Consider the following 17130-nt stretch of genomic DNA (forward strand, 5'->3'; position numbering starts at 1 on the left):
GAAAACCGCAAGACATTTGCGGACATGCGTCGTAGCAAGGAGCTCGTTATGGAAAACAAGGAACAATACAAGGTCCGCTCTGAGCCGTTCTATCAGGCGCAAGGCGACGAGGTCGCGCTGTACGAAGCGGCCTACAACGCTCGCCTGCCGGTGATGGTGAAAGGGCCTACCGGTTGCGGCAAGTCGCGCTTCATCGAATATATGGCATGGAAGCTGAACAAGCCGCTGATAACCGTGGCCTGTAACGAAGACATGACCGCCTCGGACCTGGTGGGACGTTATCTGCTGGATGCCAATGGAACACGCTGGCTGGATGGCCCGCTGACCATAGCGGCACGTATCGGTGCCATCTGCTATCTGGACGAGATAGTGGAAGCGCGTCAGGACACCACCGTCGTCATCCACCCGTTGACCGACCACCGCCGTACCCTGCCGCTGGACAAGAAGGGCGAACTGATCGAGGCACATCCCGACTTCCAGTTGGTGATCTCCTACAACCCGGGTTACCAGAGCCTGATGAAGGACCTGAAGCAATCCACCAAGCAGCGCTTCACCGGGTTCGACTTTGATTATCCCGATGCCGCCCTAGAATCGGAGATCCTGGCCAAAGAGACGGGGCTGGCGATCGAGGTGTGTGGCAAGCTGGTGCAGATCGGCCAGGCGGCCCGCAACCTCAAGGGTCACGGTCTGGATGAAGGCATCTCCACGCGACTGCTGGTCTACGCGGCGACCCTGATCAAGAACGGCGTCGAAACCAAAGCGGCTTGCCGTATGGCGATGGTGCGGCCGATCACCGATGATGCGGATATCCGCGACACGCTCGATCACGCGATCGACGCGGCGTTCGGCTGACAGCGCGTGATGGTGCGACACACCGTGTGTTGATGGACAAGCGAACAGGTGGGTGCGATGGCGGTTGAGGCGACAGCAAGAAGCGAAGAGCTGGAGGGTTACTGGCAGAGACTCGGGTGCAGATTCGCCCTGGTGGATGCCGTGTTCGACGAGTGCATGAAGGAAGCGCTGGCCAGTCTGTCGCCGGCCGGTCTGGACGCATATCTCGACAACGCGCGTTTCATCGGCAAGATGGGGCGCGGAGCGGAACCGTTGCTGGTCTATCTCGAGGACGCGCCGCGCGTCGCTGTGCTGGTGGGCGAACAGTCGCTGACCGACCTGCGCGAGTTCGCCTACTACATGTCCACGCACACCAACTTCAAGGCCATCGTGCCGTTCCTGCAGACGTGCGCGGCGGCGGCGGAATGCCTGCCGACACAAGAACTGTTCAAGCAGTATGTCGAGCTGGTGCGGGACATGATGGATCGCACCACCGGCTCGGTGCATGGCCATCACACCACCTTCGCCAGTCCCGGCTTGCCGGAGATGCTGAAACAGGTCCCGAGCATCCTGTCGCTGGTGCCGCTGGGAGGATTCAAGAACTGGATCGACTACGGCATCCGATACTACAACGACCATCCCGAGCGACAGATAGAGTATTTCTCGCTGCAATCGGCGGATTCCAAGGCGGTGTTGCAACGCGAACGCCACGGTACCCTGTTCATCGATAACGAGCGCAAGCTGGACCTGTACCTGAGGGGCCTGTGGCAGGATCCCGAACAGCTGGTGCCCTACTCCCAGGTGTTCGACAGTCTGACCAAGCCGACACCGTATTACGATGACGACGGTATCCGCGTCCCCGACGTGTTCGACGATCTCGGCGACATCCGTGGCATAGAACGTTACCGCGCAGCGCTTGCGCACATGGCCGCACACCGTCGCTGGAGCACGAAGATGGTGGTGGATAACTGGAGTCCGTTCCAGCGTCTGGGCGTGGAGGTGTTCGAGGATTGCCGTGTCGATTTTCTGACCATGCAACGTTTCCCCGGCCTGCGGAGATTGTTCCTGGCCCTGCACCCGATCCCGGACGAGCGCCTGCTGGACAATCCCGAAGCGTCGGCTATCCGCGTCAAGCTGGCCATGGTGTCGCGCGCCATGCTCGATCCGGACTATGAATACAAGAACACCGACATCCGGGAGTTCGCCAACCGTTTCCATGAAGCGATGGCGGCCGGCGAGAGCAGTAGCCCCGAGATGTCGCGTCTGGGTCTGTCCTTCATCGCGCGCATGCGCCGCCAGTCCGACCTGTCGCCCAACGTCTATTTTCAGGATACCGAGGTGGACTATCGCGACGACAACCGCCATCTGTGGATCTACCTGGAAAAGGGCGACGACGAGGACACCCTGTTCGAGCACCTCGACATCAAGAAGAAAGAGGAAGAGGAACTGCACGCCCTGCCCCCGCGCCACTACGATGAATGGGATTACAGCAACCAGAGTTACCGTCCGGACTGGGCCAGCGTGTATGAGATGAAGCATCCCGGCGGCAGCCCGGCCAAGGTCGACGCCCTGCTGGAGAAGCATGCCGGCCTGGCCAAACGCATGAAGCGCATCCTCGATCTGATCAAACCACAGGACAAGGTGCGTATCCGCTATCAGGAAGAAGGTTCGGAGCTCGACCTGGATATCGCTATCCGCTCGCTGATCGACTACAAGGCCGGCTCGCAGCCAGACCCGCGCATCAACATGAGCCACCGCACCGATGGCCGTAACATCGCTGTGTCGCTGGTACTGGACCTGTCCGAATCGCTGAACGAAAAAGTGCAGGGCAGCGGACAGACCATCCTTGAGCTGTCGCAGGAAGCGGTATCGCTGCTGGCCTGGTCGGTGGAGCATCTGGGTGATCCGTTCGCCATCTCCGGTTTCCACTCCAACACTCGCCACGATGTGCGCTACTACCACATCAAGGGCTATAACGAGCCGTGGGACGACAGTGTGAAGGGGCGTATCGGTGCGATGCAGGCCGCCTGGTCCACGCGCATGGGCGCAGCCATGCGCCATGCCGGACATTATCTGAAGGCGCAGCCGGCCGACAAGAAGCTGTTGCTGATCCTTACCGACGGCGAGCCGGCCGACATCGATACGCGCGATCCGCAATCGCTGATCCAGGATGCGCGCCAGGCCGTCAAGGAACTGGATCGCGATGGCATCTACACCTATTGCATCAACCTGGATCCCAAGGCCGACGAATATGTGTCCGACATCTTCGGCAGGCAATACACTATCGTGGACAAGATCGAACAGTTGCCGGTCAAATTGCCGGAGCTGTTCATCGCCCTGACCAAATAGCAACTGCAATCAAGGAGAGCAAGCATGCAACAAGCTTCCAATGGCAAAGTACTGGTAGGTATCCTCACCGGCAGTCCCAACGACCTGCCCACCGTGGTCAAAGTGCGCGACACGTTGTCGGACCTCGGCATCGCCAGCGAGATCGTGGTGGCTTCGGCCCACCGCACGCCGGACAAGGTGGTCGCCTACATCGACCGCGCCCATCAGGAAGGTGTGCAAGTGCTGGTCGGTTGCGCCGGCATGGCCGCCCATCTGGCAGGCGTGATCGCCGGTCATACCCGTCTCCCGGTGATCGGCCTGCCGCTATCGGGCGGTGTGGTGTCCGGCCTCGATGCACTATTGTCCACCGTGCAGATGCCACCCGGCGTCCCGGTCGCCACCGTGGCGGTGGATGGTGCCAAGAACGCCGCCATGCTGGCCGCGCGCATCCTCGCGCTGAAATATCCCGAGATCAACCAGGCACTGGAAGAAGCGGCGAAGAAGGAACGTGCCCGCTACGACGAGACAGCCGACCAGGCGCTGGCCAAGCTGACTGCGAAGTAAGCCACAAAAAACAGCCCCTGCCCGGGACCACATAGAACGCGCGATCTTTACAGAGCTACTTACATGAACGATATCGGCCAACCCTGGATGTGGGGCGCATTCATCCTCTTCGTCCTGCTGATGCTTGCACTGGACCTGTTCGCCCTCGGGGGCCGCAAGGCACACAAGGTCAGCGTCCGGGAAGCGGCGCTGTGGTCGCTGGTCTGGGTATCGCTGGCCTTGATCTTCAACGGCCTGCTGTGGTGGCATCTGAAAGGGACGGCCGGCGAAGCCGTGGCGGATGCCAAGGCGCTGGAGTTCCTGACAGGTTACCTGATCGAGAAGTCGCTGTCGGTGGACAACGTGTTCGTGTTCCTGCTGATCTTCGGTGCCTTCCATGTACCGCCCGAATACCAGCGCCGCGTGTTGATATACGGCGTACTCGGTGCGATCGTGATGCGCGCCGTGATGATCCTGGCTGGAGCCTGGGTGGTGAAGGAATTCAGCTGGGTGCTGTACCTGTTCGGGGCTTTCCTGCTGTTCACGGGTGTGCGCATGCTGGTGGCCGCAGAGAAACAGCCTGATCTCGAGAACAATCCCGTACTGCGTTTTGCCCGCCGACACCTGCGTATCGCGGAGGGCGACCACGGTGAGCGGTTCAGCGTGACCAAAGATGGCGTGCGCTACTTCACACCGCTGTTCCTGGTGCTGCTGCTGATAGAGGTGTCGGATCTGGTGTTCGCTGTGGATTCCATCCCGGCCATCTTCGCCATCACCACCGACCCGTTCATCGTATTCACCTCCAACATCTTCGCCATCATGGGCTTGCGCGCGCTGTACTTCCTGCTGGCGGATGTGGCCGACCGCTTCCACCTGCTGAAATACGGTCTGGCCATGGTGCTGGCCTTCATCGGCAGCAAGATGCTGATCGCGCCGTGGTATCACGTCCCGGTACAGGCCTCGCTGGCCATTGTCACCGTGCTGATCGGCGGCAGCGTCGCTGCCAGCCTGATCGCCACACGCGGCAAAGCAGCAGGCAAATAGCCGTGGAGTAAGGACCGTAAAACCTGTAAAATCCGGCAGTTGAAAAATTTCTAAAAGAGGAGAGCAGCATGAGCAAAAGTTTGATCCAGTTCATCATCGAAGAACAACGTCAGATCCCCGGCGCGACCGGCGACTTCACCGGCCTGATCAGCGACATCGTATCCGCCTGCAAGCAGATCGCGCATGACGTGAACAAGGGCGCGCTGATCGGCGTGCTGGGTTCCGCCGGCAGCGAGAACGTGCAGGGCGAGACACAGAAGAAGCTCGACATCATCACCAACGAAGTGTTCATCAAGGCCAACGAGTGGGGCGGCCACCTGGCGGCGATGGCTTCCGAAGAGATGGACGACATCTATGAGATCCCCAAGCAGTACCCGCGCGGCAAGTACCTGATCACCTTCGATCCGCTGGACGGCTCCTCCAACATCGACGTGAACATCTCCGTCGGCACCATCTTCTCCATCCTGCGTTGCCCGGAAGGCGTGACCAACCCGACCGCCAAGGACTTCATGCAGCCCGGCACCAAGCAAGTGTGCGCAGGCTATGCACTGTACGGCCCGAACACCATGATCGTGATCACCACCGGCCACGGCGTGAACGGCTTCACACTGGACCGCGACGTCGGTGACTTCTTCCTGACACACCCGAACATGCAGATCCCGGCCGACACCGCGGAGTTCGCCATCAACATGTCCAACCAGCGCTTCTGGGAGAAGCCGGTGCAGCGCTACGTCGAAGAGTGCGTCAAGGGCAAGGACGGCGGCCGCGAGAAGAACTTCAACATGCGCTGGGTCGCTTCCATGGTGGCCGAAGTGCACCGCATCCTGACCCGTGGCGGCATCTTCATGTATCCGTTCGACACCAAGGACCCGACCAAGCCGGGCAAGCTGCGCCTGATGTACGAAGCCAACCCGATGTCCTTCATCGTGGAACAGGCTGGCGGTGCCAGCTCCACCGGTCGTCAGCGCATCATGGAGATCCAGCCGGAAGGTCTGCACCAGCGCGTGCCGGTCATCCTCGGCTCGAAGAACGAAGTCGAGCGCGTGGTCGGTTACCACAAAGGCGCGTAATACCGCGAAAGACGCCCCCGGCAACGGGGGCGTTGTCACGTCCGTAACAACAAACTATCGAGGTCATGATGTCTTCAGCCTTGCATGAATCCGATCTGCCCAGCCTGAAATTCCTGCACCGTGGCAAAGTCCGCGACCTGTACGAAGTGGATGCCGACCATCTGCTGATCGTGCAGACCGACCGACTGTCCGCGTTCGACTTCATCCTGCCCACGCCCATCCCCGGCAAAGGCGAGGTGCTGACCGCAGTGTCGAATTTCTGGTTCAAGAAGCTGGGCCATGTCATCCCCAACCACCTGTCCGGCATCGATCCCGAATCCGTGGTGAAGACCGAAGCCGAAAAAACACAGGTGCGCGGCCGTGCGTTCGTCACCAAGAAGCTGAAGCCGCTGCCGATCGAAGCCATCGTCCGCGGCTATCTGGTCGGGTCCGGCTGGAAGGACTACAAGAAGACCGGTGCCGTGTGCGGCATCCAGCTGCCTGCCGGTCTGCAGGAAGCGCAGAAGCTGCCGCAGGCACTGTTCACACCCTCCACCAAAGCCGCCGTAGGCGACCACGATGAGAACATCTCGTTCGAAGAGGCAAAAAAGCTGCTGGGCGACGATATGGCGGAACAGGTGAAGAAGGCCACGCTGGCCCTGTACACCGAAGCGGCGGATTACGCGCTGACGCGTGGCATCATCATCGCCGACACCAAGTTCGAATTCGGGACCGATGAAACGGGCAAGCTGTATCTGATCGATGAAGCGCTGACTCCCGATTCCTCGCGCTTCTGGCCGGCCGACCAGTACCGTGTCGGCAGCAACCCGCCCAGTTTTGACAAGCAGTTCATCCGCGACTGGCTGGAATCCTCGGGCTGGAACAAGCAGCCACCGGCGCCAGCGGTCCCGGCCGACATCCTGCAGAAGACCTCCGACAAATACCGTGAGGCACAGCGGCTGCTGACCGGCGAATGACCAATCCGGCAGACCTGATCGAAGGGTTCCATCGTTTCCGTGAACAGCATTTCACGGACGACGATGCCTTGTACCGGCAACTGGTGCAGCAAGGCCAAACGCCGAAGATCCTGGTGGTCGCCTGCTGCGATTCGCGTGTCGACCCGGCGCTGGTGCTCGATTGCGCGCCGGGCGACCTGTTCGTCATCCGCAACGTGGCCAATCTGGTCCCGCCAGACGAGAACCGCATCGGCGGACGTCACGGCACCAGCGCCGCGCTGGAATACGGCGTGAAGACTTTGGGGGTGGAGCATGTCATCGTGTTCGGCCATGCGCAATGCGGCGGCATCCGCGCGCTGATGAGCGGGTCGGGCATGGCGGACGGTCAGGAATCCTTCATCAACAGCTGGATGCGTCTCGCGGAGCAGGCGCGCGACAAAGTGCTGCAAGACATGCCGGGTGCGCCGGAACACGAACTCGAACGCGCCTGCGAGCAGCAGGCCATCCTCAGTTCACTGGACAATCTGATGAGTTTCGACTGGATACGCGAGCGCGTCAGAGAAGGACGGCTACAGCTTCACGGCTGGTACTTCGACATCGAACACGGACAGTTGCTGCAATACGATGCAGACGACTGCCGGTTCATCGCAAAGTGATCTGATCACTGCCCTTCCACGGGCGACAGGCCTTTCAATTCACGATAGCGCGCCTTGTCGGCCGCATACTTCGCCTTCACGGCAGCCAGTTCTTCGTTGTTGGTATCCAGATCGGCCTGGAACTTGTCGATGCGCTGCTGCGCCTCTGCCAGATCGTCTTCCAGCGACTTCGGGATCTTGCGGTTCTGTTTGACGATCCGCTCCCGTTCCTGTTGCAGGCTGGCCAGGTTCTCGTTCGCTGACTTGAGCAAGGTGTTGTAGCTGCTGATACGGGCCTCGACCTGTTGCAGGTTGCGGTCGCGCGCCAGATCGATCTCCTCGGGCGAACTGTAGGTGTTGATCAGTGCATTGTCGCGGCGCTCGGCCTGTTCTTCCTCGGGTGTCTGCACGCGCGTGGTCTTGCTGCTGCGTGCCGTATCGCGTTCCTGCACACGGCCTTTCTCGAAGGATTGTGCGTTGCGGTTCGCATACTTGGGCGGGATGGTCTCGCCATAGTGCGTGGTGCCGTTCTCGTCCACCCACTTGTACAGTTTGGCTTCGGCACTCAGTGATACAGCAGCGAGCAAGGCTGCTGCACCCAGCATTGTTTTCGGATTCATCATCATTTCACCCCGTAACGGTCACGATAAGCCTGAACGGCGGTCAGATTCTGCACCATATCCGGAGTTCCCTGCAAATAGCCGAGCAGGTCGTCCAGCGAGGCGATCGACACCACCGGGATACCGTAGTCGCGTTGCACCTCCTGCACTGCCGACAACTCCCCCTGGCCCCGCTCCTTGCGATCCAGAGCGATCACCACGCCGCACGGCGTGGCACCGGCCGCCTTGATCAGGTCGATGGACTCGCGTACCGAGGTACCGGCCGAGATCACATCGTCGATGATCAGCACTTTCCCAACCAGCTTCGCACCCACCGTATTGCCGCCTTCGCCGTGATCCTTGGCCTCCTTGCGGTTGAAGCAATACGGCACATTGCGACCCTGCTCCGCCAGCGCGATGGAAGTACCCGCTACCAGCGGGATACCCTTGTAGGCAGGGCCGAACAGCATGTTGAAGTCAAGGCCGGAAGCGAGGATGGCCTGCGCATAGAACTGACACAGCTCACGCAACGCAGCACCGTCCTGGAACAACCCCGAGTTGAAGAAGTACGGCGACAGCCGGCCGGCCTTGGTCTGGAACTCGCCGAAGCGAAGGACCTTCTGGGCAACGGCGAAGCGGATGAAATCCTGGCGATATGCGTGCATGGGAAGAATGGGGAACGAATTGAAGAATGCGGCCATTATAATGCCCGCCACCCCAGATTACAGAAGACGCACCACCGATATGCGAATAATCAGCCTGAACCTCAACGGCATCCGCTCCGCCTATAACAAAGGTCTGCTCGAATGGTTCGGCAAGCAAGACGCCGACATCCTGTGCGTGCAGGAACTCAAGGCACAGGAGCCGGACATGACGCCCGACATGGTCGCCCCGCTCGGCTACCACGGCTATTTCCACTACGCGGAGAAAAAAGGCTACAGCGGCGTCGGCATCTACAGCAAAAAGAAACCGGATAACGTAATCGTCGGCCTCGGCATCCCCGAGTTCGACATGGAAGGCCGCTATATCGAAGCCCAGTACGGCAACCTCAGCGTGGTTTCGCTCTACCTGCCCTCCGGCTCCAGCGGCGAAGAGCGCCAGGCCGTGAAATTCAAGTTCCTCGAAGCCTTCATGCCGCACATGGTTGCGCTCAAGCAGAGCGGCCGCGACGTCATCGTCTGCGGCGACTGGAACATCGCGCATACCGAGAAGGACTTGAAGAACTGGAAAGGCAACAAGAAGAACTCCGGCTTCCTGCCCGAGGAGCGCGCCTGGATGACGGTGTTGTTCAGCGAGGTCGGCTTCGTCGACGTATTCCGCAAACTGCATCCCGAGCTGGAAGCCTACACATGGTGGTCGAATCGCGGGCAGGCATGGGCGAAGGATGTGGGCTGGCGCATCGACTACCAGATCGCCACGCCGGGCATCGCGGAGAAGGCGGTATCAACGGGTATCTATAAGGAACAACGGTTCAGTGATCATGCGCCGTTGTTGGTGGACTACAAGGATTGATGGCGCTCCCGTTCGTCCTGAGTAGGCGATAGCCGTATCGAAGGAAGAACAGGTTCAGCGCGCATCTTTCAAGTTAAACCCAAAACCGTCGGGGGTTGCCCGACAGCAAGTTACTTTCTTTTGCTTCGCCAAAAGAAAGTAACCAAAGAAAAGGCGACCCTGATTTGCCGCCCACTTCGTGGGTCCCCTGCGTTGCTCGAACGGTCGGGCCTCCTTATAAACTCGCACGATCCGCTGCGCGGCCACGTGCTCAAACATATTCGTCGGACTACCCCCGCCCGTCCTGCGCTACTCGGCGGCGCTCAAGGGATAGAAAATCCAAGGCGGTTTTGTGTGCGCTTTGCGCACGGTTCTTTTTTGGTTGGCGATGCTGGCTAGCCCGCATCGCGGGTTGGCTTTGGACTTTTGGTTTGGGGGTTTCGAATTTCCTCCCCTGTGCGCCGCCGAGTAGCGCAGGCTGGTCAGGGGATTTCGGCGAGGACTGTCTGAGCGCGTAGCGCGAGTTCCGCAGCCGCCTGACCAGTCGACAACAAGCCGCAACGCGGATTGTTGCGGCGAAGACTAACCTTCAGGTTATGTCGTAGCCAACAACGCAGGGAACCCCGAAGGGGCGGCGCACCGGGGGCGCCTTCTTTTGGTTACTTTTCTTGGCAAGACAAGACAACGAAGTCGCGGCGAAGACTTACCTTTAGGTTAGTCGGAGCCAAAAGTGACTTGCTGTCGGGCAACCCCCGACGGTTTTGAATTGAATCCATCCGGCGCAATGCCCTTCGGTTATTGCGCCCTACGCGGGCTTGTTGCTATAGCGTGCAATATGCGACAGCAATTTGTGGGCGACTATCTACTTTGCATAACATCGTTCCAGCAACGGACTTGCTATCACACAACATGTCAGCCCAATCTTTATGGCTCTGGCATCCGCCTAGATCCTTGAACCTAGCTGCCACAAAACAATTAGATTCGCCCTGCCCACAGATTACGTATTTAACGGGGGTGTCACCCTTTGCGGACTTAACACCATCTGATTTTTCATGGCTGCACCCGACAAAAACCAACAATAGAAGTATCGTAAATAGACTTTTCACGTTAGCTCCTTCAGATTAAGCAAACTAATTTTTTTGCTCCTCAGCCCACGGCGCAACCTTCAACAGCAACACCATCCCCGGTATCGCCAGCAGCACACACAGCAAGAAGAACATCGTCCACCCCATCCCTTCCACCAGCCATCCCGTCGCCGCATTGGCGAAGGTGCGCGGGATGGCCATCAGGCTGGTGAACAGGGCGAACTGGGTGGCGGTGTAGGCGGGATGGGTGGTGCGCGCGATGAAGGCGACGAAGGCGACGGTGCCTAAACCTACGCCCAGCGCTTCGAGGCCGATGACGATGGCGAGCTGGGTGCGCTCGGCGACGCCGATCTCGGTGAAGGGGCCGTGCGAGGCGAGCCAGGCGAAGCCGAAGATGGACACCACCTGCACCACGCCGAACAGCCACAGTGCGCGGTTGATGCCGATCTTGACCATCCACAGTCCGCCGAGCATGCCGCCGATGATGGAGGGCCACAGGCCGGCGTTCTTGGCAATGAGACCGATGTCGGTCTTGCTGTAGCCCATGTCCAGATAGAACGGCGTGGCCAGCGCGGTGCACATGCTGTCGCCGAGTTTGTAGAACAGCAGGAAGGCCAGCACCAGCAGCGCGCTGTTCCAGCCCTTGCGTGTGATGAACTCATGGAAGGGTTCCACCACTGCTTCGCGCAGCGTCTTGGGAGGTGAGGCGCGGTGCGGTTCGCTCACCATCAGCGTCATCGCGACGCCGGGCAGCATGAACAATGCGGTGATGATGAACACCCAGTCCCACGCCATGTGGTCGGCGAGTATGAGCGAGAGTGAACCGGGCACCAGACCGGCGATGCGGTAAGCGTTGACGTGGATGGCATTGCCCAGTCCCAGCTCGGCGTCAGACAGCAGCTCGCGGCGATAGGCGTCGAGCGCGATGTCCTGCGTGGCGGAGAGGAAGGCGAGCAGCGTGCAGAACAGCACGATGGCGGTCATGTCGGTCTGCGGCGAGAAGCCGCCCAGTGCGGCGATGACCGCGAGCAAACCGATCTGCGTGAGCAGCATCCAGCCGCGGCGGCGGCCGAGGATGGGCAGCACGTAGCGGTCGAGGAACGGCGACCAGATGAACTTCCAGGTGTAGGGGAACTGGATCAGCGCGAACAGGCCGATGGTCTTGAGGTCGACCTGCTCGCTGCGCAACCAGGCGGGCACGAGGTTGAACAGCAGGAACAGCGGCAGGCCCGAGGCAAAACCGGTGAAAACGCATATCAACATGCGTCTCGTGAACAGTTGCTCCCAGACGCTCATGCCTCGCGCTTGAAGCGATACACCGCGACGCTGCCGCGCAGGTTGGGCAGCAGGTTCACGTCGCCGCCCTCGTTCATCACGTGACGGCCGAGGATGCGGATGCCGAGGTGGTCGCACAACAGCTCGAAGTCGTTCAGCGTGCACAGGTGCACGTTGGGCGTGTCGTACCACTGGTAGGGCAATTGCTTCGACACCGGCATATGACCCTGCATGATCTGCAAACGGTTCTTCCAGTAGCCGAAGTTGGGGAAGCTGATGATGCCCTCACGCCCGACCCGGACGATCTCGTTCATCAGGGCTTCGGTATGGCGCGTGGCCTGCAGTGTCTGCGACAGGATGACGAAGTCGAAGGAGTCGCTCTCGAAATCTGCCAGACCGGCATCGAGGTCGTTCTGGATCACGTTCACGCCGTTGGCGATACAGGCTGCGATGTTGGCGTCGCTGATCTCCACACCGTAACCGCGCACCTCGCGTGTCTCGCGCAGATAACGCAACAGACTGCCGTCGCCGCAACCCAGGTCGAGCACGGAAGAGCCTTGCGGGATCCATGCCGCGATGGCGGCGAAGTCCGGGCGGGACTGGATGATGGAGGCGTTCATCGGGCCACCTCCAAAAGGGCAACTGTAAAATCCATCACTTGGTGTTGTCGGTGTCCGCAAGCAATCGCGGACGGTCGCATCCCCACTGCGCGGGGCCCCTGCTTCCTGTTGGCTCCGGCATAACCTGAAGGTAAGCCTACGCCGCAACAAGTCGCTACGCGTCGTGTTGTCATGCTGCTACCCCCTCCGCCACGCGCTCAAGATAATTCCGCATCACCGCAAAATACTGTTTGTCCTGCATCAGGAAGGAATCGTGACCGTGTTGCGAAGTGATTTCCGCATAGCTCACGTCGCGCTTGTTGTGCAGCAGTGCTTTCACGATCTCGCGCGAACGGTCGGGCGAGAAGCGCCAGTCGCTGGAGAAAGACACCACCAGATAGTTGGCCTGCACGTTGGCGAAGGCGCGCGCAAGATTGTGTTCGGTATGGCGTGCCGGGTCGAAGTAATCCAGCGCCTTGGTCATCAGCAGGTAGGTGTTGGCGTCGAAATACGCGGCGAACTTGTCGCCCTGGTAGCGCAGATAGGATTCGACCTCGAACTCGATGTCGTAGCCGTACTTGTATTCACCGGAGCGCAGGCCGCGACCGAACTTGCCCGCCATCGCATCGTCGGAAAGATAGGTGATGTGTCCCAGCATGCGCGCCAGGCGCAGGCCACGCGTCGGCACCACGCCGTGCTGGTAGAAATCGCCGCCATGGAAATCCGGGTCGGTCAGGATGGCGTTGCGTGCCACGTCGTTGAACGCGATGTTCTCGGTGGTCAGGTGCGGAGCAGTGGCGATGGCCAGCACGTTGCGCACGCGTTCGGGATAAGTGATCGACCACTGCATCGCCTGCATGCCGCCCAGGCTACCGCCGATGATGGCAGCGAACTGCTGGATGCCGAGCCGGTCGGCCAGGCGCGCCTGCGCCTGTACCCAGTCTTCCACCGTTACCATGGGGAAATGCGAACCATAGGGTTTGCCGGTCTCCGGATTGATCGAGGAGGGGCCGGAGGACCCATGACAACCGCCGAGGTTGTTAAGGCCGATGACGAAGAAGTGGTCAGTGTCGATGGGTTTGCCGGGGCCGACCATGTTGTCCCACCAGCCCAGGTTCTTGGGCTGGTCGGCATAGGTACCGGCGACATGGTGGTGGCCTGACAGCGCGTGGCAGATAAGGATGGCGTTGGACTTGGCGGCATTCAGCGTGCCATAGGTCTCATACATCAATTCGTAGCGCGGCAGAACCTTGCCACAGGCGAAATGCAGCGGTTCCTCGAAGCTGGCGCGTTGCGCGCTGACGATGCCTACCGATCCAGACAAGTGACACTCCCAAAAACAAAACCCGCACAGCTTGGAGCTAGAGCGGGTCGTTTCGCTTTAGCTGGAATGTTTAACGTGCCCCGCAAGCTGAGCTCAAATCGGCACGGGGCGAAGTGTCCGTGTTTTGTTACAGGCTGTCAATTCACATAGTGAGCGGGGAGATCGCGTGCGCTGAAACAAAACTGTCATGCAGGCTTAACGAGGCGGTAACAAAGCGACGGCATGATGCGTTCCCAGTTCTTTCGGCGCTTGGCCGCTAAGAGCCAAGTGCAGTTATCTATTCAACGACAAGGAGTGACCATGAAGCAAAAACTGATCGCACTGGCAATCGCCTCTGCCCTCTCTGCCCCCGCTTTCGCTGACAATGCAAACATCAACGTTTACGGCAAGGCGTTCCTGACTTTTGACCAGCATGACACCGGCGTGGCAGGCGCTTCCAGCGCGATGCGCGTGAACACCAACGCTTCCCGTTTCGGCGTGAAGGGTGACGAAGACCTGGGCGACGGTCTGAAGGCTGTTTACCAGTACGAAGTCGAGATGGATGCTGATGGCAGCACTGGTGCCGGCCTGGGCAAGACACGCAACAGCTTTGCTGGTCTGCAGGGCGGGTTCGGTAAGGTCGTTCTGGGTATCCACGACTCCCCGTTCAAGGTCGCTCACAACGCGATCGAACTGTTCGACAACACCACTTCCTGGAGCGCGATCAACACCATCGGCAAGTCTGCTGGCAAGGACTACAACACCCGCCAGAAGAACATGGTGCAATACTGGTCTCCCAAGATGGGCGCTCTGACAGCAGCGGTGATGTATTCTCCGGACGAAGCAAAAACAGCAACCAAGAACGCAAGCATCCTGTCCATGTCCGCAACTTTCGCACAGGACGAGATCTACGCAGCGGCAGCGTATGAGAGCCGTGCGGATGTGGTCGTCGGCACGACCGACAGCGCCTTCCGTCTGGTCGGCAAGTTCGATCTGGCCGATGCATGGTTGGGCGCGATGTTCGAGAACATCAAGACCAATACCAACGCGACAGCCAGCGTGACCGGCAAGAACGTGGAACTGGTCGGCGGTGTCAAGATGGGCGCATCCAGCTTCGCAGCCAGCTTCGCCAAGGCAGGCTCCACTGCCGCGACAGGCGCAGCAGCCAACGATGTGAACCAGCTGTCTCTGAAGTATGCATACAAGTTCAGCAAGCGTACCGAAGCTTTCGCTGCTTACGCTTCGAAGAAGACCAACGGCGCGACCAGCGTGACTGCTACCACCATCGGCGGCGGCATCGTCCACTCGTTCTAAGCCAGATCCGGTCTGAGCTGTAAGAAACAGAACGGGCACCGCAAGGTGCCCGTTCTGCATTTGTGCTGCAGGAAACTGATTAGAGCGCGTTCAGTTTGTCCAGCAGTTCGCGGATCTTGAGCGGGTCATCCGCGCGCAGGATGCGCTGCACCAGCGGCGTGACTTCGGACAGGCTGGTGGTGAGCACGCGCTGTTTCGTGCCCAGCAATTGGGCCGGATGCATGGAGAACTGGCGCAGGCCCAGACCCAGCAGCAAACGCGTATAGATCAATTCACCCGCCATCTCGCCGCACACCGAGACCGGGATGTCGGCCTTGTTGGCAGTCGTGATCACGTGCGACAGCAACTCCAGGATCGCCGGATGCAGCGGGTCATAGAGATGTGCGACCTCCTCGTCTGTACGGTCGATGGCCAGCGTGTACTGGATCAGGTCGTTGGTACCGATGGAAAGGAAATCAAGCTTCTTGATGAATGCACCCAGCGCCAGCGCGGCCGCCGGGATCTCGATCATGCCGCCGATGGGCACGTCCTCGCGGAACGGGATGTTCTGTGCCGCCAGCTCCTGTTTGACCGAGTCGATCAACTGCAGGGTCTGGTTGATCTCCGATGCACCGGACAACATGGGTACCAGTATCTTGAGGTTGCCATACACCGATGCGCGCAACAGCGCGCGTAGCTGGGTGCGGAACAACTGCGGCTCGGCCAGGCACAGGCGGATGGCGCGCAGGCCGAGCGCCGGGTTGCTGGCGACGCGGGTCACGCCCTTGAGCTGCTTGTCCGCGCCGAGGTCATAGGTGCGGATGGTGACCGGCTTGTCCTTCAGACCCTGCAAAACGGCTTTGTAAGCCTCGTACTGCTCTTCCTCGTCGGGCAGGTCGTCGCGGTTGAGGAACAGGAACTCGCTGCGGAACAGGCCGACGCCGTTGGCACCGTTGTCCTTCACCTGCTGCACGTCGGTCGGCATCTCGATGTTCGCCATCAGGTCGATGACGGTGCCGTCCAGCGTGTTGGCGCGCGCCGTCTTCAGGCGCTTCAGTTTCTGGCGTTCCAGTTGCCACTCGCTCTGGCGCAGCTTGTATTCGGCCAGCAGGTTCTTGTCGGGATTGACGATGACCACGCCCTGGCCACCGTCCACGATCAGCATGTCGCGGTCCTTGATCAGCTCGCGCGCATGGTGCAGACCGACGATACATGGGGTGTTCAGGCCGCGCGCCACGATGGCGGTGTGCGAGGTCGCGCCGCCGAGGTCGGTAAGGATGGCGCAGAACTGGTGCGGCTTGAGCTGTATCAGGTCAGCCGGGCTGACGTCGTGCGCCACCAGCACCATCTCGGTGTCATGTTGCGGGGTCGGCGGTACATGGCCGGGATGGCCGCCCAGCACCTTGAGGATGCGCTCCACCACCTGGATCACGTCGGTCTTGCGTTCGCGCAGGTAGGCATCGTCAAAGGCCTCGAACTGTGCGACCAGCTCGTCCATCTGCGTCTTCAGCGCCCATTCGGCATTGCAATGTTCGGCCTTCACCATCTCGCGCGCGGCATGGCTGATGTGCTCGTCGCCGAGGATCATCAGGTGCAGGTCGAGGAAAGCGTCGAACTCCGCCGCCGCCAACTGCGGGCGATGGGTGCGCAGGTCGGTCAGCTCTTCCCGCGTCGCGTGCAAAGCCGCGTCCAGACGAGCGACTTCCTCATCCACCATGTGTTTGGGCAAGACATAGTGCGAGACCTCGAGCGAGGTATGCGACACCAGATGGGCGCGGCCGATGGCGATGCCGCTGGAGACGGGCAAACCATGTATAGCGAAAGTCATTCGCCTTCTCCAAAGTAATCGTTGATCAATGCCAGCAAGGCCGCCATCGCTTCTTCCTCGCGCTCGCCGTTGGTCTCTATGGTGATGGTCGAGCCTTTGGCTGCGGCCAGCATCATCACACCCATGATGCTCTTGGCGTTGATGCGCTTGCCGTTGCGCGACAGCCACACCTCGCAAGGGAACTGCGAGGCGGTCTGTGTCAGCTTGGCCGATGCCCGTGCATGCAAACCGAGCTTGTTGATGATCTGTGCGTCCTGATTCTGCATTGGAT

The 17130-nt window shown here is 60.2% G+C and carries 16 protein-coding genes and 1 riboswitch; of the genes, 9 read left to right on the top strand and 7 right to left on the bottom strand.

Annotated elements, in window-relative coordinates; translation table 11 throughout:
• Positions 1 to 48: 48 nt before the first annotated feature.
• The 7 genes from ACYPYQ_RS05965 to ACYPYQ_RS05995 all read left to right on the top strand — a co-directional run bounded on the left by ACYPYQ_RS05965 (position 49) and on the right by ACYPYQ_RS05995 (position 7407).
• On the top strand, positions 49 to 852 hold the full coding sequence (locus ACYPYQ_RS05965; protein ID WP_459721273.1) for a CbbQ/NirQ/NorQ domain-containing protein: 804 nt from the start codon (positions 49 to 51) through the stop codon (positions 850 to 852).
• A gap of 57 nt (positions 853 to 909) precedes the next feature.
• The gene (locus ACYPYQ_RS05970) at positions 910 to 3180 is read left to right on the top strand and encodes a VWA domain-containing protein (protein WP_459721276.1); all 2271 of its coding nucleotides are present in this window, start codon (positions 910 to 912) and stop codon (positions 3178 to 3180) included.
• Positions 3181 to 3204: 24 nt separating this feature from the next.
• The gene (gene purE, locus ACYPYQ_RS05975; protein ID WP_459721278.1) at positions 3205 to 3723 is read left to right on the top strand and encodes a 5-(carboxyamino)imidazole ribonucleotide mutase; all 519 of its coding nucleotides are present in this window, start codon (positions 3205 to 3207) and stop codon (positions 3721 to 3723) included.
• A gap of 63 nt (positions 3724 to 3786) precedes the next feature.
• Positions 3787 to 4746, top strand: coding sequence for a TerC family protein (locus ACYPYQ_RS05980; protein ID WP_459721281.1), 960 nt, complete (start codon positions 3787 to 3789; stop codon positions 4744 to 4746).
• A 68-nt stretch (positions 4747 to 4814) separates the two neighbouring features.
• Positions 4815 to 5816: a class 1 fructose-bisphosphatase gene (locus ACYPYQ_RS05985; protein WP_459721284.1), complete on the top strand. Its 1002-nt coding sequence runs from the start codon at positions 4815 to 4817 to the stop codon at positions 5814 to 5816.
• 68 nt (positions 5817 to 5884) lie between these two features.
• Positions 5885 to 6772 carry a phosphoribosylaminoimidazolesuccinocarboxamide synthase gene (locus ACYPYQ_RS05990; RefSeq protein WP_459721287.1) on the top strand — a complete coding sequence of 296 codons (888 nt, stop codon included), beginning with the start codon at positions 5885 to 5887 and terminating at the stop codon, positions 6770 to 6772.
• Positions 6769 to 7407: a carbonic anhydrase gene (locus ACYPYQ_RS05995; protein WP_459721289.1), complete on the top strand. Its 639-nt coding sequence runs from the start codon at positions 6769 to 6771 to the stop codon at positions 7405 to 7407. The genes ACYPYQ_RS05990 and ACYPYQ_RS05995 overlap by 4 nt, the downstream gene beginning before the upstream one ends.
• A gap of 5 nt (positions 7408 to 7412) precedes the next feature.
• Here the strand turns inward: ACYPYQ_RS05995 and ACYPYQ_RS06000 are convergent, their stop codons facing one another.
• Together ACYPYQ_RS06000 and pyrE are read right to left on the bottom strand one after the other, a co-directional pair.
• Positions 7413 to 8006: a DUF4124 domain-containing protein gene (locus tag ACYPYQ_RS06000; RefSeq protein WP_459721292.1), complete on the bottom strand. Its 594-nt coding sequence runs from the start codon at positions 8004 to 8006 to the stop codon at positions 7413 to 7415.
• Positions 8007 to 8008: 2 nt separating this feature from the next.
• Positions 8009 to 8650 carry an orotate phosphoribosyltransferase gene (gene pyrE / locus ACYPYQ_RS06005; protein ID WP_459721295.1) on the bottom strand — a complete coding sequence of 214 codons (642 nt, stop codon included), beginning with the start codon at positions 8648 to 8650 and terminating at the stop codon, positions 8009 to 8011.
• A 79-nt stretch (positions 8651 to 8729) separates the two neighbouring features.
• Between pyrE and ACYPYQ_RS06010 the strand changes: the two genes are divergently transcribed.
• Positions 8730 to 9497, top strand: coding sequence for an exodeoxyribonuclease III (locus ACYPYQ_RS06010; protein WP_459721297.1), 768 nt, complete (start codon positions 8730 to 8732; stop codon positions 9495 to 9497).
• Between the two features lie 1109 nt (positions 9498 to 10606).
• On the opposite strand, the gene ACYPYQ_RS06015 is transcribed toward ACYPYQ_RS06010, so the two are convergent.
• From ACYPYQ_RS06015 to metX, 3 genes are all read right to left on the bottom strand, one after another.
• Positions 10607 to 11857, bottom strand: coding sequence for an AmpG family muropeptide MFS transporter (locus tag ACYPYQ_RS06015; RefSeq protein WP_459721300.1), 1251 nt, complete (start codon positions 11855 to 11857; stop codon positions 10607 to 10609).
• Positions 11854 to 12456 (bottom strand): methionine biosynthesis protein MetW, encoded by a 603-nt coding sequence (gene metW / locus ACYPYQ_RS06020; protein ID WP_459721303.1) that lies wholly within the window; start codon positions 12454 to 12456, stop codon positions 11854 to 11856. The genes ACYPYQ_RS06015 and metW overlap by 4 nt, the downstream gene beginning before the upstream one ends.
• A 169-nt stretch (positions 12457 to 12625) precedes the next feature.
• Complete coding sequence (gene metX, locus ACYPYQ_RS06025; protein ID WP_459721305.1) at positions 12626 to 13759, bottom strand: homoserine O-succinyltransferase MetX; 1134 nt, start codon at positions 13757 to 13759, stop codon at positions 12626 to 12628.
• A gap of 36 nt (positions 13760 to 13795) precedes the next feature.
• Positions 13796 to 13874, bottom strand: a riboswitch (SAM riboswitch).
• Between the two features lie 185 nt (positions 13875 to 14059).
• On the opposite strand from metX, the gene ACYPYQ_RS06030 reads away from it, so the two are divergent.
• On the top strand, positions 14060 to 15052 hold the full coding sequence (locus ACYPYQ_RS06030) for a porin (protein ID WP_459721308.1): 993 nt from the start codon (positions 14060 to 14062) through the stop codon (positions 15050 to 15052).
• Between the two features lie 79 nt (positions 15053 to 15131).
• On the opposite strand, the gene ptsP is transcribed toward ACYPYQ_RS06030, so the two are convergent.
• Positions 15132 to 16859 (bottom strand): phosphoenolpyruvate--protein phosphotransferase, encoded by a 1728-nt coding sequence (gene ptsP, locus ACYPYQ_RS06035; RefSeq protein ID WP_459721311.1) that lies wholly within the window; start codon positions 16857 to 16859, stop codon positions 15132 to 15134.
• Complete coding sequence (locus ACYPYQ_RS06040; protein WP_459721314.1) at positions 16856 to 17125, bottom strand: HPr family phosphocarrier protein; 270 nt, start codon at positions 17123 to 17125, stop codon at positions 16856 to 16858. The genes ptsP and ACYPYQ_RS06040 overlap by 4 nt, the downstream gene beginning before the upstream one ends.
• Positions 17126 to 17130: the final 5 nt, after the last annotated feature.

The sequence above is a fragment of the Sideroxyarcus sp. TK5 genome (genome assembly GCF_054601595.1).

Coding starts and splice junctions, on each gene's coding strand:
- ACYPYQ_RS05965 (WP_459721273.1), top strand. CDS start 49: ATGGAAAACAAGGAACAATACAAGGTCCGCTCTGAGCCGTTCTATCAG.
- ACYPYQ_RS05970 (WP_459721276.1), top strand. CDS start 910: ATGGCGGTTGAGGCGACAGCAAGAAGCGAAGAGCTGGAGGGTTACTGG.
- purE (WP_459721278.1), top strand. CDS start 3,205: ATGCAACAAGCTTCCAATGGCAAAGTACTGGTAGGTATCCTCACCGGC.
- ACYPYQ_RS05980 (WP_459721281.1), top strand. CDS start 3,787: ATGAACGATATCGGCCAACCCTGGATGTGGGGCGCATTCATCCTCTTC.
- ACYPYQ_RS05985 (WP_459721284.1), top strand. CDS start 4,815: ATGAGCAAAAGTTTGATCCAGTTCATCATCGAAGAACAACGTCAGATC.
- ACYPYQ_RS05990 (WP_459721287.1), top strand. CDS start 5,885: ATGTCTTCAGCCTTGCATGAATCCGATCTGCCCAGCCTGAAATTCCTG.
- ACYPYQ_RS05995 (WP_459721289.1), top strand. CDS start 6,769: ATGACCAATCCGGCAGACCTGATCGAAGGGTTCCATCGTTTCCGTGAA.
- ACYPYQ_RS06000 (WP_459721292.1), bottom strand. CDS start 8,006: ATGAATCCGAAAACAATGCTGGGTGCAGCAGCCTTGCTCGCTGCTGTA.
- pyrE (WP_459721295.1), bottom strand. CDS start 8,650: ATGCACGCATATCGCCAGGATTTCATCCGCTTCGCCGTTGCCCAGAAG.
- ACYPYQ_RS06010 (WP_459721297.1), top strand. CDS start 8,730: ATGCGAATAATCAGCCTGAACCTCAACGGCATCCGCTCCGCCTATAAC.
- ACYPYQ_RS06015 (WP_459721300.1), bottom strand. CDS start 11,857: ATGAGCGTCTGGGAGCAACTGTTCACGAGACGCATGTTGATATGCGTT.
- metW (WP_459721303.1), bottom strand. CDS start 12,456: ATGAACGCCTCCATCATCCAGTCCCGCCCGGACTTCGCCGCCATCGCG.
- ACYPYQ_RS06030 (WP_459721308.1), top strand. CDS start 14,060: ATGAAGCAAAAACTGATCGCACTGGCAATCGCCTCTGCCCTCTCTGCC.
- ptsP (WP_459721311.1), bottom strand. CDS start 16,859: ATGACTTTCGCTATACATGGTTTGCCCGTCTCCAGCGGCATCGCCATC.
- ACYPYQ_RS06040 (WP_459721314.1), bottom strand. CDS start 17,125: ATGCAGAATCAGGACGCACAGATCATCAACAAGCTCGGTTTGCATGCA.